The organism is Streptomyces sp. NBC_01198 (assembly GCF_036010485.1).
GTDB lineage: Bacteria > Actinomycetota > Actinomycetes > Streptomycetales > Streptomycetaceae > Actinacidiphila.
Genome location: NZ_CP108568.1, coordinates 291,392 through 312,378 on the forward strand (window position 1 = coordinate 291,392; position 20,987 = coordinate 312,378).

16 protein-coding genes are annotated in these 20,987 nt (G+C 72.0%); 12 read left to right on the forward strand and 4 right to left on the reverse strand.

All coding sequences use genetic code 11. The features are described 5' to 3' along the window. Positions 1-18: 18 nt before the first annotated feature. On the reverse strand, positions 19-1,704 hold the full coding sequence (locus OG702_RS01445) for an MDR family MFS transporter (RefSeq protein WP_327286995.1): 1,686 nt from the start codon (positions 1,702-1,704) through the stop codon (positions 19-21). A gap of 121 nt (positions 1,705-1,825) precedes the next feature. On the opposite strand from OG702_RS01445, the gene OG702_RS01450 reads away from it, so the two are divergent. From OG702_RS01450 to OG702_RS01500, 11 genes are all read left to right on the forward strand, one after another. Further along, positions 1,826-2,455: a MarC family protein gene (locus OG702_RS01450; protein WP_327286996.1), complete on the forward strand. Its 630-nt coding sequence runs from the start codon at positions 1,826-1,828 to the stop codon at positions 2,453-2,455. Between the two features lie 187 nt (positions 2,456-2,642). After that, entirely contained in the window at positions 2,643-2,996 is a 354-nt protein-coding gene (locus OG702_RS01455; protein ID WP_442814685.1) for a hypothetical protein, read from the forward strand. A gap of 23 nt (positions 2,997-3,019) precedes the next feature. Next, positions 3,020-3,772, forward strand: a complete 753-nt coding sequence (locus tag OG702_RS01460) for a transcriptional regulator (RefSeq protein WP_327293053.1) — start codon at positions 3,020-3,022, stop codon at positions 3,770-3,772. Between the two features lie 47 nt (positions 3,773-3,819). After that, positions 3,820-4,221 (forward strand): roadblock/LC7 domain-containing protein, encoded by a 402-nt coding sequence (locus OG702_RS01465; RefSeq protein ID WP_327286998.1) that lies wholly within the window; start codon positions 3,820-3,822, stop codon positions 4,219-4,221. 125 nt (positions 4,222-4,346) lie between these two features. After that, the gene (locus OG702_RS01470; protein WP_327286999.1) at positions 4,347-4,721 is read left to right on the forward strand and encodes a hypothetical protein; all 375 of its coding nucleotides are present in this window, start codon (positions 4,347-4,349) and stop codon (positions 4,719-4,721) included. Between the two features lie 225 nt (positions 4,722-4,946). Continuing rightward, positions 4,947-6,431, forward strand: a complete 1,485-nt coding sequence (locus tag OG702_RS01475) for an SDR family oxidoreductase (protein WP_327293054.1) — start codon at positions 4,947-4,949, stop codon at positions 6,429-6,431. After that, a complete protein-coding gene (locus OG702_RS01480) occupies positions 6,428-7,777 on the forward strand; it encodes a cryptochrome/photolyase family protein (RefSeq protein ID WP_327287000.1) in 1,350 nt (449 codons plus the stop codon). Before OG702_RS01475 ends, OG702_RS01480 begins: the two co-directional genes overlap by 4 nt. 185 nt (positions 7,778-7,962) lie before the next feature. Continuing rightward, positions 7,963-8,751: a ferritin-like domain-containing protein gene (locus OG702_RS01485; protein ID WP_327287001.1), complete on the forward strand. Its 789-nt coding sequence runs from the start codon at positions 7,963-7,965 to the stop codon at positions 8,749-8,751. A gap of 606 nt (positions 8,752-9,357) precedes the next feature. After that, positions 9,358-10,845, forward strand: a complete 1,488-nt coding sequence (locus tag OG702_RS01490) for a sugar ABC transporter ATP-binding protein (protein WP_327287002.1) — start codon at positions 9,358-9,360, stop codon at positions 10,843-10,845. Further along, positions 10,842-11,936 carry an ABC transporter permease gene (locus OG702_RS01495; RefSeq protein WP_327287003.1) on the forward strand — a complete coding sequence of 365 codons (1,095 nt, stop codon included), beginning with the start codon at positions 10,842-10,844 and terminating at the stop codon, positions 11,934-11,936. The genes OG702_RS01490 and OG702_RS01495 overlap by 4 nt, the downstream gene beginning before the upstream one ends. Before the next feature lie 57 nt (positions 11,937-11,993). Next, on the forward strand, positions 11,994-13,055 hold the full coding sequence (locus OG702_RS01500) for a substrate-binding domain-containing protein (protein WP_327287004.1): 1,062 nt from the start codon (positions 11,994-11,996) through the stop codon (positions 13,053-13,055). Between the two features lie 86 nt (positions 13,056-13,141). Here the strand turns inward: OG702_RS01500 and OG702_RS01505 are convergent, their stop codons facing one another. From OG702_RS01505 to OG702_RS01515, 3 genes are all read right to left on the reverse strand, one after another. Next, positions 13,142-16,057, reverse strand: a complete 2,916-nt coding sequence (locus OG702_RS01505) for a PQQ-dependent sugar dehydrogenase (protein WP_327287005.1) — start codon at positions 16,055-16,057, stop codon at positions 13,142-13,144. A 147-nt stretch (positions 16,058-16,204) separates the two neighbouring features. Next, the gene (locus OG702_RS01510; RefSeq protein ID WP_327287006.1) at positions 16,205-17,434 is read right to left on the reverse strand and encodes a ThuA domain-containing protein; all 1,230 of its coding nucleotides are present in this window, start codon (positions 17,432-17,434) and stop codon (positions 16,205-16,207) included. A 358-nt stretch (positions 17,435-17,792) separates the two neighbouring features. Further along, positions 17,793-19,100: an ROK family transcriptional regulator gene (locus OG702_RS01515; RefSeq protein ID WP_327287007.1), complete on the reverse strand. Its 1,308-nt coding sequence runs from the start codon at positions 19,098-19,100 to the stop codon at positions 17,793-17,795. A 529-nt stretch (positions 19,101-19,629) separates the two neighbouring features. Here OG702_RS01515 and OG702_RS01520 point away from each other — a divergent pair. Further along, positions 19,630-20,814, forward strand: a complete 1,185-nt coding sequence (locus OG702_RS01520; protein WP_327287008.1) for an inositol-3-phosphate synthase — start codon at positions 19,630-19,632, stop codon at positions 20,812-20,814. The last annotated feature ends 173 nt before the right edge of the window (positions 20,815-20,987 follow it).

A 20,987-nucleotide genomic window follows, 5' to 3' on the forward strand; every position in this document is an offset into this window, starting at 1 on the left:
GCCTCGCCGTGCCGGTCGCTAGGCCACCGAGCCGTCGGGCGTCCCGCTGCCCGCGGCCTTGCCCGCCTCCGGTTCTGCCTCGTCGGGGCTGAAGGCGGCCGCCGTGGTCCGCAGCGGCACCTCCTTCAGCAGCGTGGACAGCAGCAGGGCGACCACCAGGACGCCGGCACCGACCAGGAAGGCCACGTTGATGGCCTCGGTGAAGCCGACCTTGAAGGGGTGGCCGAGCACCGGGTCGATGTGGTTGAGGAAGGACGTGTCGTTGAGGCTTCCCGACCCGCCCGAGGTGAGCTGCTTGAGCTGGTCGGGGTGGGCGGCGGCGGCCTTGTGGAAAGCGGCGCCGCCGCGCGCGTCGGCGTAGGCGGCGGAGATCCGGCCGCCGACCACCGAGTAGACGATCGACAGGAAGACGGCGACGCCGAGCGTGCCGCCCATCTGCCGGAAGAAGGTGGTCGACGAGGTGGCGACGCCGATGTCCCGGGGCGGCACGGCGTTCTGCATGGCCAGCACGATGGTCTGGAAGTTGAGCCCGAGCCCGGCGCCGACCACGAACATCGCGACGTCGACGTACAGCAGGCTGCTGTCGGCGTCCATCTGCCAGAACATCAGCATGCCGGCCACCAGCAGCACGCAGCCGATGATCGGGAAGATCTTGTAGCGGCCGGTGCGCGAGGTGATCACGCCCGAGACCATGGACAGCACCATGATGCCCAGTACCAGAGGCAGCGTCAGCAGGCCCGCCCTGGTGGGCGAGTTGCCCTTGACCAGCTGGAGGTAGAGCGGGATGAGGGTGATGCCGCCGAACATCCCGATACCGATGATCGCGGACTGGGCCGAGCCCAGCGCGAAGACCCCGTTGCGGAACAGCCGCAGCGGCAGCAGCGCCTCCTCGCCGGCCCGTCGTTCGGCGAGCAGGAAGCAGACGATGCCGATCGCGCCGACGACGTAGCAGGCCAGCGCGGTGCCGCTGCCCCAGCCCCATTCGCGGCCCTGCTCGGCGATGATCAGCAGCGGCACCAGCGCGACGACCAGCGCGACCGCGCCCAGCGAGTCCACCCGGTGCGGGCGGCGGTCCTGCTTGACGTGCAGCACCTTGGCCACCACGATCAGCGCCAGGACGCCGATCGGCACGTTGACCAGGAAGATCCACCGCCAGCCGTCGATGCCGAGCAGCGAGTCCTGCCCGGCCAGCGCTCCGCCGATGACCGGGCCGAGGACGCTGGAGGTGCCGAAGACGGCCATGAAGTAGCCCTGGTACTTCGCGCGTTCCCGCGGCGGGATGATGTCGCCGATGATCGCGAAGGCCAGCGAGAACAGGCCGCCGGCGCCTATGCCCTGGAAGGCACGGAATCCGGCCAGCATGTACATCGAGGTCGACAGCATGCACAGCGCCGACCCGACGACGAAGACCGAGATCGCGAAGAGGAAGAAGGGCTTGCGGCCGTACTGGTCGGACAGCTTGCCGTACAGCGGGGTCGCGATCGTCGAGGTGATCAGGAAGGCGGTGGTCACCCACGCCTGTGCGGTCAGGCCGTTGAGGCTCTCGCCGATCTTGTAGATGGCGGTGGAGACCACCGTCTGGTCCAGTGCGGCGAGGAACATCCCCAGCAGCAGTCCGGACAGGATGATCATGATCTGCCGGTGGGTGTAGCCCGTCGGGGGTGCGGCGGTGCCGGTCTGCGCGGCGTCTGCTTGGGCGCTCATGGGGACTCTTTCTCCGGATCCTTGCTTGCCCTGGGCAACGATACTGCCGGATACCGGAAAGCACAGACCGCGGCGGGGTCAATACCCGGCACGCGGCCCGGAACTGCGCATCATGCCCGTTATGATCACCTTGACCTACTCCGCAGCGTTCATCACGTTCTTCTCCGTGATCGGCCCGCCCAAGGTGCTGCTCGCCTTCGCCGGGCTCGCGCAGTACCACCCGAGAGGGGACCTGCACACCATCGCGCTGATCTCGTCGGCCGGCGCGGTGGTCATCGGAGTGGCCGCCGGGCTCAGCTCGCCGTGGCTGCTCGAACTGTTCCACATCTCGACCCCCGCGCTGGCGCTGGCCGGCGGGATCATCTTCTTCCTCTACGCGGTCGGCCTGGTGCTCGGCCTGCACATCGGCACCGAGGGCCCCGGCGAGGACGGACCCGATGTCACCAGCGGGCTGCGGGAGCTGCTGGTGCCGTACGTGGTCAGCCCGCTGGCCATGACGGCGGTGCTGATCGAGGCCGCGGAACGCAACGACTGGGGCTGGCGCGGCACCGTCGCCGCGGCCTTCGTCTCGGTCATCGCGGTGGACCTGGTCTGCGTCCTGCTGCTCGGCGGGCTGTTGCAGAGGGCGCACACCGCCGTCGTCGAACTGGTCGCCCGGCTGGTCGGGTTGCTGCTCGCGGCGGTCGGCGTCGATCTCGTCCTCGACGGGTTGTTCGACCTGGGGATCAACACGCTGTCGAGGCGCGGCTGACCGGCCGCAGGGTGCGGGGGCATCCTAGGCCAACCGCCCGCATGTACCGCAGGAAAATGCCAGAACTCCCCGAATCGGATTGCACGCAGCGTAACTTGCTCGTCACCGCCCGAACCGGGCGGCCGCGCAAACGCCGTGGACCGAGGGGAGCCGTGTGTCCGGGATCGACGAGTGCCTGCTGCGGGCGATGACGCTGCCGGGGGCACGCGGTGCCGCCCTGGTGGAGTGGGTCAGCGGGCTGGCGCTCGGCGTGATCGGCGAGGCGCCCGGCGGCGACCACGAGGCGGTGGCGGCGGAGACCGCCGGCTACGCCCGAGCCACCGCCGAGCACCCGGTCTTCACCGCGGACCAGCAGGGCCCCGGACTCGCGGCCGAGGAGGCCGTGGTGGTCACCGGCACCGGATACCACCTGCTGCGGTTCGTCGAAGCGCCGTACGAGGGCGGGGTGTTCCTCTACCTGTGGCTGGACCGGGCACAGGCGAACCTCGCGCTCGCGATGCGCGGGATGCGGGAACTCGCCGACGGGCTGGTGCTGGTGTGAGCGCGGCGGCCGGCCACTCCCCCATGCTGTCCCGGCTCGCCGAACAGCGGGCCACCGGCGTGCTGTTACGGGACACCGGCGCGCTCTACCTGGACGCCGGCGAGGTCGTGCACGCCGAGAGCCCGGCGGCGCCCGGGATCGAGGTGCTGCTGACCGCCGGCGGCCGGCTGTCGCCCGAGGCCTGGCAGGAGGCGGTGGCCGCGGCGGGCGCCGCCTGCCGGACCGGCCACTGGCTCATCGAGCACCGCAGGCTGGCGGCGGGCGAGTTGGAGATCAGCCGGCTCGGCGCGCTGTACGACGCCGCCTACTTCGTCCTGGCGCCCGGCGCCGGACCGACCCGCTTCCGGCACGGGGTCAGGCACTGGTTCGGCTCGCTGGGCGGTGTGGCGGTGGGCCGGTTGGAGGGCGAGACCCGGCGCCGCCGGCTGCTGCTCGAGTCGCTGTGGCCGCACCCGCGGCTGGACACCGCCCCGGTGTCGGTCGCCAGGACCGCCCTGCTGCCGGCCGCCCGGCCGCCGTTCCTGCCGCGCCGGCAAGCCGCCGTACTCGACCTGGCGGACGGCGTACGGACTCCGTCGGCCATCGCCGCGCTGCTGGGCCGGCCGGCCTTCCACGCGCTGGTGGACGTACGGCGGCTGGCCGCACTCGGGCTGGTCGAGACCCCGCGCGGCAGCACCCGGGCGACGGCGCGGGCGCCGGCCTGGTTCCAGAACATCGGCGACGACCCGGACGCGGCACTGCTGCGCAGGCTGCGGGTCGCGCTGGAGCGGTTGTGAGGCGGGCGCTGCAGCGGCGCGCCCTGCGTGCCGAGCGGAGGAGGTCGATGGTGCACGAAGCCGCTATACGTACCGAGTTGGAAGGGCTGCGGGCGCGGCTGCCGGAGGTGACCGGCGCCCTCGCGGCCACCACCGACGGCCTGCTGCTGGCCGCGGACGCCCCAGGGGTGCAGGCCGAGGGTTTCGCGGCGCTGACCGCCGCCGCCCTGGGGGTGGGGCTGCGGCTCGCCGACAGCGCCGGGCACCGGTCGCTGCACGAGCTGCTGATCCGCAGCGACACCGGCTGCATCGTGCTGCACGCGGCCGGCCGCGACGCGGTGCTCGCGGTGCTCGCCGGCCCCCGCACCAACGTCGGCCGGCTGCACCTGGAGACCCGCCGCAGCTGCGCCCGGGTGGCGGGCCTGCTGGACGCCGCCTTCGCGCTGCCGGAGGGCGGCGGTACGCCATGACCGACCAGCAGCCGAGGCCGCGCGGCAGCCGGGCCAGAACCCGTACGCCCGACCCCACGAAGAGCCCGACCCCAGCACCTGACCGCACCAACAGGAACACACCGTCGAAGGGAAGCACGAAGATCATGGCCAACACCGAAACCGCGCTCAAGGACGCGATGACCTCCATCGAGGGAGTCATCGGCGTGGCGCTCGTCGACTACACCAGCGGCATGGCCCTGGGCACCCTCGGCGGCGGCAAGGACCTCGACCTGTCGGTGGCCGCCGCCGGCAACACCGACGTCGTCCGCGCCAAGGCCCGCACCATGGAACTGCTCGGGCTCAAGGACGAGATCGAGGACATCCTGATCACCTTGAGCGGGCAGTACCACCTGATCCGGCTGCTGCGCGGCCGCGGCAAGAACGGGCTCTTCCTCTACCTGGCCCTCGACCGCGGCCGGGCGAATCTGGCGATGGCCCGGCACCAGCTCAGGAGCATCGAGAACGACCTGGAGGTCTGAGCCGGGTGGGCGGGACGGCCCGTCCCGGCCCGCCCACGTACACGGACGGTTGGGCGCTTCGGGTGACTGTGCACCGGGGCGCCTGCCGTAGGAGCGGCCGCCGTGGTCTGCTGGACGGTGACAGACCGCCAGCGACCAGGTAGGGCGGGCGAGCACAGAGGTGCCGACGTGAACAGCCCTGCGGAGCAGCCCGAGCCGGCAGACCGTCCCGGCGGCGGTCCGGCGCTGCGCTGCCTGGTCACCGGGGCCACCGGTTACATCGGCGGACGCCTCGTGCCGGAACTCCTCGACGCCGGGCACCAGGTGCGCTGCCTGGCCCGCACCCCGGTCAAGCTGCGCGACCACCCCTGGGTGGGCTCGGCGGAGGTTGTCGCCGGCGACGTGACGGACGAGGCGTCGGTCCGGGACGCGCTGGAAGGCATCGACGTCGCCTACTACCTGGTGCACGCGCTCGGCACCGGAAGGGACTTCGAGCGGACCGACCGGACGGCGGCCCGGGTCTTCGGCGAGCAGGCGCGGGCCGCGGGAGTGCGCCGGATCGTCTACCTCGGCGGCCTCACCCCGCGCGGGGTGCCCGCACGCGACCTGTCGCCGCATCTGCGCTCCCGCGCCGAGGTGGGCCGGATCCTGCTGGAGTCCGGCGTGCCGGCCACCGTGCTGCGGGCGGCGGTCATCATCGGCTCCGGCTCCGCGTCCTTCGAGATGCTGCGCTACCTCACCGAGCGGCTGCCGGTGATGGTCACCCCGAGCTGGGTGAGCACCAGGATCCAGCCGATCGCGGTGCGGGACGTGCTGCGCTACCTGGTCGGCAGCGCCACGATGCCCGCCGACGTGAGCCGGGCCTTCGACGTCGGCGGCCCCGACGTGGTCACCTACCGCGACCTGATGCGCCGTTACGCCGTGGTGGCCGGGCTGCCGCGGCGGCTCATCGTGCCGGTGCCGGTCCTGACCCCGCGGCTGTCCAGCCACTGGATCGGCCTGGTCACCCCGGTGCCTGCGGGGGTGGCCAAACCGCTGGCCGAGTCGCTGCGGCACGAGGTCGTCTGCGAGGAGCACGACATCGCCGACCACGTGCCCGACCCGCCGGGTGCGCCCATCGGGGTGGACGCGGCGCTGACGCTGGCGCTGCGCCGGGTGCAGGACGCCCAGGTGAGCACCCGGTGGTCGTCCGCCTCGGTGCAGGGCGCCCCCAGCGACCCGCTGCCCACCGACCCCGACTGGGCGGGCGGCAGCCTCTACACCGACCGGCGGGAGGCCGTGGTCGACGCGAGCCCCGCCGATCTGTGGCGGGTGATCGAGGGCATCGGCGGCGAGCACGGCTGGTACTCCTTCCCGCTCGCCTGGGTGGTACGGGGGCAGCTCGACCGGCTGGTCGGCGGGGTCGGGCTGCGCAGGGGCCGGCGGGACGCGGCGCGGCTGCGGGTCGGCGACTCGCTGGACTTCTGGCGGGTCGAGGAGATCGAACGGGGCCATCTGCTCAGGCTGCGCGCCGAGATGCGGCTGCCGGGCCTGGCCTGGCTGGAGATGTGCGCGGACCGCGACGCCGCCGGGCGCACCTGCTACCGGCAGCGGGCCGTCTTCCATCCGCGCGGGCTGGTGGGGCACGCCTACTGGTGGGCGATCTCGCCCTTCCACGCGACGGTCTTCGGCGGCATGGCCCGCAACATCGCACGCGCCGCGGCACGGACGGCGGCGGAGGGCGCCGCGTGAGGCGGGCCGTCGTGCTGTTCACCGGTGACCTGCGGCTGCACGACCACCCGCCGCTGCGGGCGGCGCTGGCCGCGGCCGACGAGGTGGTCCCGCTGTTCGTGCTGGACCCTGCGGTGGCGCGGGCGGGCTTCGACGCGCCCGGCAGGCGTGCCTTCCTCGCCGACTGCCTGGCCGATCTCGACGCCGGGTTGCGCGATCGCGGCGGCCGGCTGGTGGTGCGGGCCGGCGACCCGGCCGCCGAGGTGTGCGCGGTGGCCGCGGAGTGCGACGCCACCGAGGTGCACGTCGCGGCGGCCGACAGCGGTTTCGGGCAGCGCCGCGAGGACCGGCTGCGGGCCGCGCTCACCGCCGCCGGACGGCGGCTGCACGTGCACGACACGGTGGTGACGGCGGTGCCGCCGGGGGCGCTGACCCCGCAGGGCTCGGACCACTTCGCCGTCTTCACCCCCTACTTCCGGCACTGGTCGCAGCAGCGGCTGCGGGACACGCTGCCCGCGCCCAGGGCCGTCCGGGTGCCGGAGCCGGTACGGTCGGCGGACCTGCCCGCGCGTGGCGCCGGACCCGCCGCGGGCGGCGAGGGTGCGGCGCGGCGCCGGCTGTCCGCCTGGCTGCGCGACGGCCTCGGGTCCTACGACACCGGCCAGGACGACCTCGCCGGTGACGCGACCTCCCGGCTGTCGGCGCATCTGCACTTCGGCACGCTGTCGCCCGTCGAGACGGTGCACCGCGCGCGCGCCGCCGGCGGTCCCGGCGCCGACGCCTTCGTACGCCAGCTGTGCTGGCGGGACTTCAACCGCCAACTGCTGGCCGCCAGGACGGCGGTGTCCGCGGCGGACTACCGCGGCCGGCAGGACCGCTGGCGCACCGGCAGGACCGCGGAGGCCGACGCCGAGGCCTGGCGGGAGGGCCGGACCGGCTATCCGGTGGTCGACGCGGCGATGCGGCAGCTGCGGGCCGAGGGCTGGATGCACAACCGCGGGCGCCTGCTGGTGGCGAGCTTCCTGACCAAGACGCTGTACGTGGACTGGCGGGTGGGCGCCAGGTACTTCCTCGACCAGCTGGTGGACGGCGACATCGCCAACAACCAGCTGAACTGGCAGTGGGTGGCGGGCACCGGCACGGACACCCGCCCCAACCGGGTGCTCAACCCGATGCTCCAGGCCCGCCGCCACGACCCGGAGGGCGCCTACGTACGCCGCTGGGTCCCCGAGCTGGCGGGCGTGCAGGGGGGCGCGGTGCACGAGCCGTGGAAGCTTCCGGCGGGCGAGCGCAAGGGCTACCCGGCGCCGATGGTCGAGCTGTCCGACGCCCGGGACCGCTTCCGGCAGGCTCGCGGCCTGGACTGACCCGGCTCCGGACCGGCCCGCGGCTGCGCGTCCCCGGTGCGGTGTCCGGACCGCGGGGCCGGCGCCCGGCCCCGGCGGGAGCCCTCACCCGGACGGCGCAGCCCCGCCGCCCGTCCGGTTGCGGGCGCCCTTACCCGGCTCTTGACTCGTCATGACACCCGGTGGACGGCGAGAGGAGAGGCGTGGTGCTGTCAGCACGCAGCCTGTTCACGGAGATCCTCGACAACGACGAGTCCTTCCGGCTCTTCTGCTCCATCGCCGCGAGCGGCGAGACGCAGGGCGGCTGGGAGAACGGGAGGATCGCGGCCCTGGTACCGCAGGGGCTGGTCGAACTGGCCCCCAAGATCGCCCGGCACGGCGCGGACGAGGACAAGCACGGGCGGATCTTCAACGGTCTGCTGCGGGGCCGCGACCTCGAGCCGGCACCGGTGCCGGCGGACACCGACTACACGATGCTGCTGGAACGCGCGGGGATCGGGCTCGCCCACTCCCGGCTGCGGGCCGAGCAGCCGCTCAGCGAGCAGGACATCGTCACCTACCTGGCGCACAGCCGGGTGACCGAGCAGCGGGCCTCCGAGCAGATGGCGCTGCTGCTCAAGCACTTCGGGGACCACCCGGAGATCGGCCGGGCGGTCCGGCAGATCGCCCGCGACGAGGACAACCATCTGGCGTACTGCCACGAGGAGTTGCTCCGGCTCGCCGGCGCCGGGCACGGCCCGCTGATCCACCGCACCTTGCGCGAGTGCGCGATGGCGGAGATCCGCGTCTACCGCGAGGTCAGCCTCGCGGTGATGGCCCACATGGGCCGGCTGCTGCACTGGTCCGCGCCGAAGTCCGCCGCGCTGCGGGCGGGCATCCACGCGATGTACGCCTACGAGCGCGTCGCCGGCTGGCGGCGGATGACCTCCCTGACGATGCCGTCCCGCCGCGACGCGCTCGGCGGCGGCCCGGTCGCCGCCGAGGCGGTGACCTGACCGGTACGACGACGAGTCGCGCCCTCGGGAGTGCGGCCGCCAGCCGGCGGCCGCACTCCCGCGGCATGACGCGCGGTCCCGGTCAGCCCGGGCCGGAAGTTGTCGTAGGCGTCGCACGACGCCGGCACCGCCGCGCCCTCCCTTTCCGCGCCCCGCGCGATGACCGGCTGCACCAGCGCGCCGCAGGTGTCGCTGCCGACCAGCGTGACGTCCCGCAGGTCAAGAACGTCTCGGATGAGCCAGGCCGGGCCCGCCGGTGACAGGTCGGCGCCATCCCGTATCGGACGGGCGTGCGCGCCCACACCGTGGACCTTGCCCCTGATGATGAGCGGGACGGCGGTGCGGCGGACCATTCCACCCGGGCGGCACACGTGACCCTCCAGCCCCGGCGCGGGAGCGCGGGCGGCGGACGCGGCCGTACACCCGCCGCATGGCGGGCCGGTGAAGCGCCGTCAGGTTTCCAAACTGGTTCCGTCCTCGCTCTTGCCCTCCCCCTCGGTCCTTATTAGTTTGTTCGCTGAACTGACGAACGAACGCTTTGTGTCTCTATCGGCACCCACAGTTCCCCCCTCCCTAGGTGGCAATGTGAGTTCTCCTCTGCTTCGAATGCGGGGAATTACCAAGGAATTTCCCGGTGCCAAGGCACTGGACGGCGTCGATCTGGAGGTCGAGCCAGGAGAGGTGCACTGCCTGCTGGGACAGAACGGCGCCGGGAAGTCGACGCTGATCAAGGTGCTGGCCGGCGCCCACCAGCCGGACAGCGGCGATCTGACCTGGGACGGCGAGACGGTGGTGCTGCACAGCCCGACAGCGGCGATGCGGCATGGGATCTCCACCATCTACCAGGAACTCGACCTGGTGGAAGGCCTTTCGGTGGCCGACAACATCTTCCTCGGACACGAACACGCCCGCTTCGGCCTCACCCGGCGCGGCGAGACCGCCACCGCCGCCCGCCGGCTGCTGCGTTCCCTCGGCCACCCGGAGATCTCGCCCGGCACCGAGGTGGGGAGCCTGTCCCCCGCGCAGCAGCAGATCGTCAGCATGGCCAGGGCGCTGTCGCACGACACCCGGCTGATCGTGATGGACGAGCCCTCGGCCGTCCTCACCCAGGACGAGGTCGAGAACCTCTTCCGGGTCATCGGCGAACTGACCGCGAGCGGGGTGGCCGTCCTCTACATCTCGCACCGGATGGCCGAGATCCGCGCCATCGGCACCCGCGTCACCGTGCTCAAGGACGGCCGCACCGTCGCCGGCGGGCTGCCGGCCGGCACGCCCACCGCCGAGCTCGTCGCGCTGATGACCGGCCGCGAGACCGCCTACGACTTCCCGCAGCGGGCGGGAGGCACGGCCGCGCCGGAGCGCGCCGAGGTGCTGCGGGTGGAGGGCCTGACGCAGCCCGGCAGCTTCGAGGACGTCAGCTTCACCGTCCACGCCGGAGAGATCGTCGGCCTGGTGGGGCTGGTCGGCTCGGGCCGCTCCGAGATCCTGCACGCCGTCTACGGTGCGACGCGCCCGGCGTCCGGCACGGTGCTGGTCGACGGGCGGCCGCTGCCGCCCGGCCGGGTGACCGCCGCGGTGAAGGCCGGAGTGGGCCTGGCACCCGAGGAACGCAAGAGCCAGGCGCTCTTCCTCCAGGACAGCGTCGTACGCAACGTCAGCGTCTCCTCGCTGGGCCGCTTCGCGCGCTTGGGCTGGCTGGACCGCCGCCGGGAGGCCGCTGCGGCGACCGAGCGGGTCGCCGCGCTGGACCTGCGCCCGGCCGACCCGCAGCGCGCGGTCCGCACGCTGTCCGGCGGCAACCAGCAGAAGGCGGTGCTGGCCCGCTGGCTGCTGCGCGGCTGCCGGGTGCTGCTGCTCGACGAGCCCACCCGGGGGGTGGACGTCGGCGCGCGCTCCGAGCTCTACGCGCTGGTCAGGGAACTGGCCGACTCCGGGGTCGCGGTGCTGTTCGTGTCCAGCGAGGTCCCCGAAGTCCTCGGCCTCGCCGACCGCGCCCTGGTGCTGCGCGAGGGCCGGATCGTCCATGAGGCCGAAGCCGCCTCGCTGAAGGAATCCCACGTACTCGACCTCGTGATGGAAGAGAGCCGCCCATGAGTGACCAGACCACGCCGAGACCCGCGCAGGACGCCCCCGAACCGCCCGCGCGAACCGGGTCCGGCGCCGACGTGGCCACCAAGCCGTCCCTGGTGAAGGAGGGACCCGACCCCGGGCCCCAGCCGGCGCCCGAACGGCGGCGGTTGCCGCGGCTCTTCCCACTGCACCAGGTGCACAGCCTCGGGTTGCTGGTGGTGCTGGTGCTGCTGGGCGTGGTGGGAACGGCGAGCTCCGGCAACTTCCTGACCAGCAACAACATCGTCAACATCCTCACCAGCGCGGCGGTCATCGGCGTCATCACGGTGGGCCAGACGTTCGTGATCATCGGCGGCGGCATCGACCTGTCGGTCGGCGCGATCGTGGCCGTGGCCTCGGTGTGGTGCACCACGGTGGCCACCCAGTCGTACGGGCTCGGCGGGATGCTCTTCACCGCGGTCGTCGTCGGGGCGGTCGTCGGACTGCTCAACGGCGTGCTGATCGCCTACGGCAAGATCGTCGCCTTCATCACCACGCTGGCGATGATGGCGTCCGCCCGCGGTGTCGCCGAGCGGCTGTCCGACCGGCAGTCCCAGGTGGTGACGGTGGAGTCGTTCAACCGGATCGCGACCGACAAATTCCTCGGCATCCCGCTGCTGGTCTACCTGATGGCCGGGATCGTGGTGCTGGGCTGGCTACTGCTGAACCGTACGACCTTCGGCCGGCGCACCTTCGCGGTCGGCGGGAACCCGGAGGCCGCGCGGCTGGCCGGCATCGCGGTGCGTCGGCACACCATGCTGCTGTACCTGCTGTCCGGGGTGTGCTGCGGTATCGCCGCGGTGATGCTCACCGCCCGTACCACCAGCGGGGCCAGCAACCTGGGGAACCTCTACGAGCTGGACTCCATCGCCGCGGTGATCATCGGCGGCACGCTGCTGGCCGGCGGTCGCGGGTCGCTGTTCGGCTCGATCCTCGGCGTCCTGGTCTTCACCACGATCACCAACATCTTCGTGCTCAACAACCTGACCACGGACATCCAGGAGATCGCCAAGGGGCTGATCATCCTGGTCGCCGTCCTGCTGCAGCGCACCCGCGGTGCGCGCTCGCCCGCCTGACCTGCGGACTCACCGGTTCCACCTCCTGCCTTACTCCCCTCTGAAGGGAACACCCGTATGAAAGAGACCGGACCCACGGCCGTGGGGCGCAGAAACATGCTGCTCGGCGCGGGCGCCCTGGGCAGCGGTCTGCTGCTGTCGGCGTGCACCAGCAACTCCGACGGCGACGCGGACAAGGCCAACGTGAAGGCCACGACCGCGGCGTCGGGCAGCACTCCCGGCAAGCACGTCACGATCGGCTTCTCCGCGCCCGCCGCCGACCACGGCTGGACCGCGGCGATCACCAAGAACGCCAAGGCGCAGGCGGGGCAGTACAGCGATGTCAGCTTCCAGGCGGCCGAGGGCACCAACGACGTCAACGCGCAGATCAGCGCGGTCCAGACGCTGATCGACAAGAAGGTCGACGTCCTGGTGATCCTGCCCTTCGACGGCAAGGCGCTGACCGCGATCGCCACCCAGGCGATGAACGCCGGCATCCCGGTGGTCAACCTCGACCGGGTCTTCGACAACTCGCTGGCCTACCGCACCTGGATCGGCGGCGACAACTACGGCATGGGCGTCAACGCCGCCGCGTACATCATCAAGACCCTCAAGGCCAAGGGTGTCAGCAAGCCGGTGATCGGCGAGATCGCCGGGATCGACAACCTCGAACTCACCAAGCAGCGCAGCCTGGGCTTCAAGGAGGCGCTCGCCAAGGCGGGCTACTCGGTGAGCATCCGGCAGGCGGCCGCCTTCACCGCGGACAGCGGCCAGCAGGTGATGAGCAACGTGCTGCAGGCCCGCTCCAAGCTCGACGCGGTCTGGAACCACGACGACGACCAGGGCATCGGCGTCGAGGCGGCGATCAAGCAGGCCGGGCGCAGCGAGTTCTTCATGGTCGGCGGCGCCGGGTCCAAGCACGCGATGCAGGAGATCAAGGCGGACAGCGGAGTGCTCAAGGCCACCGTGGTCTACCCGTCGAGCATGTCGGCCTCGGCGATCACGCTGGCCCGGCTGATCGGGCAGAGCAAGGGCATGGGCGACCTGGTCGAGCAGGAGGTGCCCTCCTCGATCACGCTGTTCTCGGCGACGGTCACCAAGGACAACGTCGACACCTACCTGCCGACGTCCTTCACCTGATCCCGCCGCCCCCAGAACCCCCGCATGGACCTGCCCCGGGCCCGTCGGCCCGGGGCAGGTCCGTGTGCGGCTCGCGCCGCGGGCGCTCAGGAGGTGCTCAGGTCGAACTCCTCCCACGGGCCGATGGCGTCCCGGTTGGCGATCAGCGCCGCCGCGCCGGCGTTCTCCGCCGTCACGTACTTGCCGTTCGCCGCGGCCTTCAGGCTGACACTGCCGTCGGCGTTGTGGACCAACGCGAAGGTCTCCCACTGGCCTTGGGTCGCCCGGTTGGCGATCAGCGACGCCGCCCCGGCGTTCTCCGCCGTCACGAACTGGTTGTTCGCGTGGGCGCGCAGCGCGATGTTGCCGCTGCCGAGGTCGATCTCGTCGAACCGTTCCGCGGTGCCGACCGTGGTGGCGCTGGCGATCAGCGGCTGCGCGCCGCCACTCGGCGCCGTCACGTACTTGCCGTTGGCGTGCGCCTTGAGGCTGATCCCGGTGCCACCGCCCGGAGTTCCCGGCGTGCCCACCCCGGCGCCGGCGAACAGCATCCAGTTGACGTTCATCAGCGCGCCGGGCCCGGTGTGGCCCGAGGGGTTGCGGGCGACGAAGTAGATCTTGCCGCTGCCGCTGGGGACGTTGCTCAGGCTGGCGGTGACGTCGGTGTAGGTCTGCCAGGCTCCGGTGGTCGGAACGGTGGCGGTGCCCAGCAGCGGTCCGTTCGCCGCGTTCCAGCGGACCTCGATGCGGCCGCCGGCGTTCGCCGAGGCCGTACGGAAGCCGACCGAGGTGATGTTGTTGAGAGCGATCGGCGACACGCTCCAGTAGTCGCCGTCCTCGATGAAGCCGATGTCCTGGCCGCCGCCGGCGCTGTCCGCACCGTTCTCGACCGTGACACCCGGGGTGTCGGTGCCCTGACCGTCACTGGCACGGCCGGTGTCGGTGTAGAACTCGGCCTGCTTGTGCTTGGGTTGCAGGGTGATCTGCGCCCGGCCGGTGAGCGGGGCGGCGCCGCCGGTGCCGCCCTTGTCGGTGTAGGTGGCCTCGATCACGTAGAAGACGTTGTCGCCGTCGCTGTGGCCGTTGGACAGCGTCGTGGTGACGGTGGCGCTGCATCCGGTGTACTGGTCGAGCGGGTGGCCGTGGGTGTCGTGGCCCAGGATGGCCTGGATCTTGACCTTGCTGCAGTCGACGGTGCCGTCCTCTGGATCGGTGACGGTGACCGCGAAGTTGACCTTGTCACCCCAGTCGAACAGCCCCCCGTTGGGTGGGGCGGTGACGGTGAGCGTCGGCGCGGTGTTGCCCGCGGTGATGTCGACGCTCGCGGTGGCGCTCTTGCCCGCGCTGTTGGTCACCGTCAGGACGGCCGTGTAGTTGCCGACCGTGCTGTAGGTGTGGCTGGGGCTGGCGGTGGTCGAGGTGGTGCCGTCCCCGAACGCCCACTTGTAGGTGAGAGCCCCGCCTGCCGGGTCCTTGGAGCCGCTGCTGGAGAAGGTCACCGCCAGTGGCGCGGGGCCGCTGGTGCGGTTGGCGCTCGCCGCGGCGACCGGCAGCGCTCCGCCGTTGAGGTAGTCGATGCGGTAGATGCCCGCGTCGGCGTTGTTGCCGCCGTAGCCGGTGCCCCACTCGACCATGTAGAGAGCGCCGTCCGGCCCGAACTTCATGTCCATCGGCTTCTTGAACGACACCGAGGGCAGGAAGGTCTCGATGTCGTCGGTGCCGGTGTTGTCCGCCTTGACATGGAAGGTGTAGACCTTGCTGGTGTTCCACTCGGAGAAGATCGCCTGGCCGTCCATGGCGGCGGGCCACTTGCGGTCCGAGGCCAGGTTGGCGTCGTAGCGGTAGACCGGCCCCGCCATCGGGGCGCCGCCGCTGAGCAGCGGGAAGTTGTTCGGGTCCGCGCTGTAGTGGTACCAGACGTTGGCCGGGGTGGCCGGCGGGAGCTTGGTCAGGCCGGTGTTGTTCGGGGAGTTGTTGGTCGGGCCGCCCGCGCAGTCGAAGGCGGAACCGGAGGTCTTGGTGGCGAAGTTGTAGTCGATGTAGGGGGTGTTGTTGCCGACGCAGTACGGCCAGCCCGCGTTGATCGGCTTGCTCAGCAGGTCCCACTCGACGGTGTTCTCCGGCCCGCGGCCGGAGTTGGCGGTGCCGGCGTCCGGGCCGTAGTTGCCGACCACCGGGAAACCGGTCTTGGGGTCGAGGGCCAGCCGGAAGGGGTTGCGGTAGCCCATGGCGTAGATCTCGGACCTGGTCTTGGCCGTGCCGGGCGTGAACAGGTTGCCGCTCGGGACGGTGTAGGTGCCGTTGGACTCGGGGTGGATGCGCAGCACCTTGCCCGACAGGCTGTTGGTGTTGCCCGCGGTGCGCTGGGCGTCCCAGGTGGCCCGGCCCGACTGCTCGTCGATCGGCGCGTAGCCGTCGGAGGCGAAGGGGTTGGTGTTGTCACCGGTGGAGAGCCACAGGTTGCCGTTCTTGTGGTCCATCGCCATGCCGGCGCCGTGGTGGCAGCACTCGGCGCGCTGGACCGGGACTTCCAGGACGACCTTCTCGCTGCTGAGGTCCAGCGTGGAGCCGTTGACGGTGAAGCGGCTGAGCCGGTCGACGCTCGCCGACGACGGCGAGTAGTAGAGGTAGATCCAGTGGTTGGTCGCGAAGGCCGGGTCGAGGGCCATCGCGAGCAGACCGCTCTCGTTCGCCGTGAAGACGTCGAGGTGGCCGGCCGTCACCGTGGTGCCGCCGGTGTTGACGATCCGCACGTCGCCGAGCATGTCGATGAAGAAGACGCGGCCGTCGCTGGCGATGTCCAGCTGCAGCGGGTTTCCACCGGAGTTGTTGAGCAGCACCTTCTGGAAGCTGCTGTCGGGGACACCGGCGACGGCGGGCTTGGCGGCGGGCTTCGCGGCCGTCGTGGTGGCGGCCGTGTGCCGGGCCGCCGCGTCGGCCGGCACGGTGGCGAGCACCGCGAGGACGGGCAGCGTCACCAGCGCCACCAGCAGCGTCAGCCAGCTGAGCAGACGTGCGCGCACGCGTGGGCGCAGTCGTGGTCGTGGTCGTGGTCGTGGTCGTGGTCGTACGGGCAACACGTGGGTCTCCTCGGTCAAGATGATCATGGGCATGACAGGTCACCACGGCGGCGGATGGCGCGTGCCGCCGCGCTGCCGGTCGGTGCGGGCTCAGCTCGTGGAGAGGTCGAACTCCTCCCACGGACCGATGGCCGTGCGGTTGGCGATCAGCGGCTGGGCGCCGGCGTTCTCCGCCGTCACGTACTTGCCGTTGACCCCGGCCTTGAGGCTGATGCTGCCGTCAGAGTTGTGGATCAGCTGGAAGGTCTCCCACCCTGCTGCCGCCCCCCGGTTGGCGATCAGCGACTGCGCGCCGGCGTTCTCCGCCGTCACGAACTGCTTGTTGGCGTGGGCGCGCAGCGCGATGTTGCCGCCGCCCAGGTCGACCTCGTCGAACTTCTCCGAGGTGCCCACCGTGGTGCTGCCGGCGATGAGCGGCTGGGCGCCGCCGCCCGGCGTGGTGACGTACTTGCCGTTGGCGTGCGCCTTGAGGCTGATCCCCGGGTCGCTGGGCGGCGGGGTGGAGGTGACCGAGCAGTCCGCGGGCAGCACGCCGGCCGCCGTCTGGATGCCGCCGAGCAGCAGGTGCAGGAAGTTCGCCTCGGTGTAGCTCTCGTTGGTGTGGCCCAGGCCGGTGTACCAGGCACGGCCGCCGTCGAAGTTGTGGCACCAGGTGGTGGGGTGGTCGGCGCCCATGGTGGAGCCGGTGTACGAGTTGTCGTCCACCGACGCCAGGACGTGCACCTTGGAGCGCGGGTTGGTCTGGAAGTCGTACCACTCGTCGGTGTGGGTGTACGAGTTGGGCAGGCCCTGGGTCGAGGGGTGGGTGTGCTCCTCGATGTTGACGGTGGCCGGCTGGATGGCCGGGTGCTGCTTGAAGTAGGCCCCGACCAGGTCGCCGTACCAGGACCAGCTGTAGCCGCTGTCCGCGGCGGCGTGGACGCCCACGTAGCCGCCGCCGTGCTCGATGTAGCGCTGGAAGGCGTCCTTCTCGGCCTGGGTGCTCACCGGGTCGCCGGTCGCCGACAGGAAGACCACCGCAGCGTACTGCGCGAGGTTCGCGTCGGTGAACTGCGAGTCGTCCTCGGTGGCGACGACGGTGAAGTTGTTCTGCTGGCCGAGCAGTTGGATGGCGGCGATGCCGGCCGGGATGGAGTCGTGCCGGAAGCCGGTGGTCTTGGAGAAGACCAGGACCTTGAACGGCGCCGCCGCGGCCCGGTCGGCGGACGCCGGGGCGGGAGCGGCGGTCACGGCGGGAGCCGCGGCGGTCAGGACGGCTGCCGCGGACAGGCTCAGTGCCGCGAGCAGGGCAAGACGGGTGCGTGGGCGGGGCGTGCGCATGGCGGCTCCTCGAGTCGACGCACTGCGGGGGGATGTGCCGCTGGGTGGGACGGACGGACCGCGTCGGGGCGCGGCGAAGCACGTCTGCTCGCGCCGGGCGGCAACGGGTCCGTCCTGCGGCATGGGGGCATCACCTTGGGACTTGGTGGTGACAAGGGATGCCTCAGCTCCGACGTGGCGCGCTGATCAGCGCAAACCGCGAGCGGAGTGATGAATTGGTTCGTTGGTTCAAAAAACTAATTGGCCGGGACCGGAGCGTCAAGGGTTGTCACAGACAAGCCACCAAGCGCTTGCGCCCCGGCCTTCACCACCGGCCTGGCAGCCAACTCCGCTGATCCAGCCAGGACTTGATGATCGTTCAGAGCACCGCGCTGGTCAGGTCGATGTACGCCGACGGGTCGCGCAGCATCGCCTGCACCCCGGCGCCCGCCGCGCCCCGTACCGCGGCCTCGGTGCCGAGGCCGGAGACCTGGAGGCGGTCCGAGCGCCAGCGGCCCGAGGTCACCCGCTCGTGCAACTGCACCTGGAGGCTGGGGATCAGCCAGGGCGCCAGCGTGGCGTAGATCCCGCCGATCACCACCTCGGGCGGATCGAGCAGATTCACCGCGCCGGACAGCGCGACCCCGAGCGCCCGGCCGGCCACCGCGAGCGCCCGCACCGCGGCCTCGTCGCCCTCGGCGGCCAGGGCGGCGAGCCGTTCCACCGGGGCGTTGCCCTCGGCCGGCGCCTCCTGCAGCGCCTGCTGCCGGGGGCCGCCGCCGGTACGGGCCACGGTGGCCGTCGCGGTGGGCGCCGAGCCCAGCCGGGTCGCGCTCACCGTGTCGAGCGCCGCGGCCTCCAGCAGCGCGTCCTGGCCCGCGTAGCGCTCCAGGCAGCCGCGCGCCCCGCAGCCGCACTCGGGTCCGTCGGGGATCACGGTGACATGGCCGATCTCGCCGGCGAAGCCGCCGCCGCGGAACAGCGTGCCGTCCACCATCAGCCCGGCCCCGATGCCGATCTCGCCGGACACGTACAGGAAGCTCGCCCCGGCGCCGGCCGGCCTGGCCTGGAACTCGCCGATCGCGGCGAGGTTGGCCTCGTTGTCGACCGACACCGCGAGCCGCTGCCTGCCCAGGCCGCGTACCAGCAGGTCGGCGGCCGGGACATGGCGCCAGTCCAGGTTGGGAGCGTGCAGCACCTTGTCGTCGTGGACGAGTCCCGGGACGCCGAGGGTGACCTGGACCGGGGTCAGTCCGGCGCGCCGGGCGGCGGCGCAGGCCCGGGCCGCGAGCCGGCCGGCCGCGTGCAGCGTCTCCTCGGCGTCCCGGCCGCGGTTGTCGGCGCGCTCGGTGAGCCGGACCCGGGGCGCACCGGTCAGGTCGGCGACGCAGACCGCGGTGTAGTCGACGTTGACCTCCACGCCGACACCCGCGGCGCCCTGCGGGTTGAGCGCGAGCGCGCCGCCGGGGCGGCCGACCCTGCCCTGGTTCTCCGGCACGTGCTCGATGACGAGGCCGGCCAGCCGCAGCTCCTCGACGAGCGAGGAGACGGTGGCCTTGGTCAGGCCCACCCGGGCGGCGACGGTGGCTCTGGAGGCGCTCTCACTGGCCGCGACCTGACGGAGCACCAGCGCCAGGTTGTGCCGGCGCATGCTCTGCTTGCTCGCCGGCTGCCCGCCGCCGTTCATCACGCTGCGACCTTTCTCCGCCGGCGCGGACCACGACGGGTCCCGCCCGGCAAACCTCTCTGGCCCATTTATTCATTCACCAAACTAAGAGACGCTCCACCGCAGGTCAACGACCTTCAGGACACTCACAGGAAAGCCTCAGGAGACGGACGGACCCGACGGCGGCAGCCGCTGCCGACCACCGCGGAAGCACCAGCGGTGATCGTTGCGGATGCCGGGGATGTACCTTACGCGGCGACTTCCACGGACTCGACCCCGCCCCCCGGCGGCGCTGGGGGCACCGCTTCAGGGTTGCCCAAGTCGACGCGGCGCGTGGTGCGTTCAAAGGATTCTTGACTGCCTCTTGCCGCAGGGGGAAGGGGTGATTAGTTTATTCGCTGAACTGACGAACAGCTACGTCGGCGCCGTGAGCGCGGGCGGGCAGACCGCGCCGTCCGGCCCCGGCGGACGCTCGTCCCACTCTTCTTCCCGGCCTCAAGGGCACGCTTCTCCGAACGCTCCGCAGCAGGTGACACACGGAGGTGAAGGCATGGGTTCGGCCACTGCACACGGTCCCCGGCTGGGGGTGTGGATCATCGGCGCACGCGGCTCGGTCGCCACGACGGTCGTCGTCGGCGCCGCGGCCGTCGCCGCCGGGCTCGCCGCACCGGTCGGCTGCGTGACCGAGCAGCAGGACTTCCGCTCGGCCGGCCTGACCCCCGTCGGGGACCTGGTCTTCGGCGGCTGCGACATCACCGGCATTCCGCTGGTCAAACGGGCGGAACAGCTGGTCGCGGCGGGTGTCGTACCCGCCGATCTGCCGGCCTCCGTCCAGCGGGCGCTGGACGCCGCCGATGGGGAGATCCGGCCCGGCGTCAGCGCGGTGGCCGATCCGCAGGAGCCGCAGGCGACCGCGATCGCCGCGCAGTTGACGGACTTCCGCGAGCGGCACGGCCTGGAGCGGGTGGTGGTGGTCAACCTGTCCTCGACCGCCCCGCAGCCGGCTCCGCACCCCGCCCACGCGGACCTGGCCGCGCTGCGGGCGGCCCTGGCGGGACCCGAGCCCGTACTGCCGCCGCACGCGCTCTACGCCTATGCCGCGCTCAGTGCCGGGTGCGGCTACATCGACTTCACCCCGTCCGGCGCGATGCTGCTGCCCGCGCTGGACGAACTCGCCCGCAGCATCGGTGTCCCTTACACGGGCAACGACGGCAAGACCGGCGAGACCCTGGTCAGGAGCGCGCTCGCACCGATGTTCGCGCACCGGGCGCTGCGCGTACGTGCCTGGTCCGGCACGAATCTGCTCGGCGGCGGGGACGGGGCCACGCTCGCCGACCCGTCGGCGGCGGCGAGCAAGACCGCGTCCAAGGCGCGCAGCCTGGCCGAACTGCTCCCCGACCCGGTCGAGGGCGAGGTCCACATCGACGACGTGCCCGCGCTCGGCGACTGGAAGACGGCCTGGGACCACATCGCCTTCGACGGATTCCTCGGCGTGCGGATGACCATGCAGTTCACCTGGCAGGGCTGCGACTCGGCGCTCGCCGCGCCACTGGTCCTCGACCTGGTCCGCCTCCTCGGCCGCGCCATGGCCGACGGGGAGGTAGGGGTGCAGCCGCAGTTCGCCTTCTTCTTCAAGGACCCGATGGGCTCATCGGAACACCGCCTGGTGGCCCAGTACGAGCACCTCCGCACATGGGCCGCGCAATTCGCTGGCCGCTCGGGCCTTGAGGGGTGAGGACCCCCTGCGGTGGCCGGTGGCGGGCAGCGCCGTCGCGGTTGCCCGCGCGGGTCCTCGCGCCCCAGAGGGGCTGCCACTCGCGGTGGCCGTTCGCCTGTCGCGCCATCGTGGTTGGGCGCGCAGTTCCCCGCGCCCCTGAAGCGTGCCCTGTGCGGCAGAGAATCCCGCCC

Coding starts and splice junctions, on each gene's coding strand:
- OG702_RS01445 (WP_327286995.1), bottom strand. CDS start 1,704: ATGAGCGCCCAAGCAGACGCCGCGCAGACCGGCACCGCCGCACCCCCG.
- OG702_RS01450 (WP_327286996.1), top strand. CDS start 1,826: ATGATCACCTTGACCTACTCCGCAGCGTTCATCACGTTCTTCTCCGTG.
- OG702_RS01455 (WP_442814685.1), top strand. CDS start 2,643: ATGACGCTGCCGGGGGCACGCGGTGCCGCCCTGGTGGAGTGGGTCAGC.
- OG702_RS01460 (WP_327293053.1), top strand. CDS start 3,020: ATGCTGTCCCGGCTCGCCGAACAGCGGGCCACCGGCGTGCTGTTACGG.
- OG702_RS01465 (WP_327286998.1), top strand. CDS start 3,820: ATGGTGCACGAAGCCGCTATACGTACCGAGTTGGAAGGGCTGCGGGCG.
- OG702_RS01470 (WP_327286999.1), top strand. CDS start 4,347: ATGGCCAACACCGAAACCGCGCTCAAGGACGCGATGACCTCCATCGAG.
- OG702_RS01490 (WP_327287002.1), top strand. CDS start 9,358: ATGCGGGGAATTACCAAGGAATTTCCCGGTGCCAAGGCACTGGACGGC.
- OG702_RS01495 (WP_327287003.1), top strand. CDS start 10,842: ATGAGTGACCAGACCACGCCGAGACCCGCGCAGGACGCCCCCGAACCG.
- OG702_RS01500 (WP_327287004.1), top strand. CDS start 11,994: ATGAAAGAGACCGGACCCACGGCCGTGGGGCGCAGAAACATGCTGCTC.
- OG702_RS01510 (WP_327287006.1), bottom strand. CDS start 17,434: ATGCGCACGCCCCGCCCACGCACCCGTCTTGCCCTGCTCGCGGCACTG.
- OG702_RS01515 (WP_327287007.1), bottom strand. CDS start 19,100: ATGAACGGCGGCGGGCAGCCGGCGAGCAAGCAGAGCATGCGCCGGCAC.
- OG702_RS01520 (WP_327287008.1), top strand. CDS start 19,630: ATGGGTTCGGCCACTGCACACGGTCCCCGGCTGGGGGTGTGGATCATC.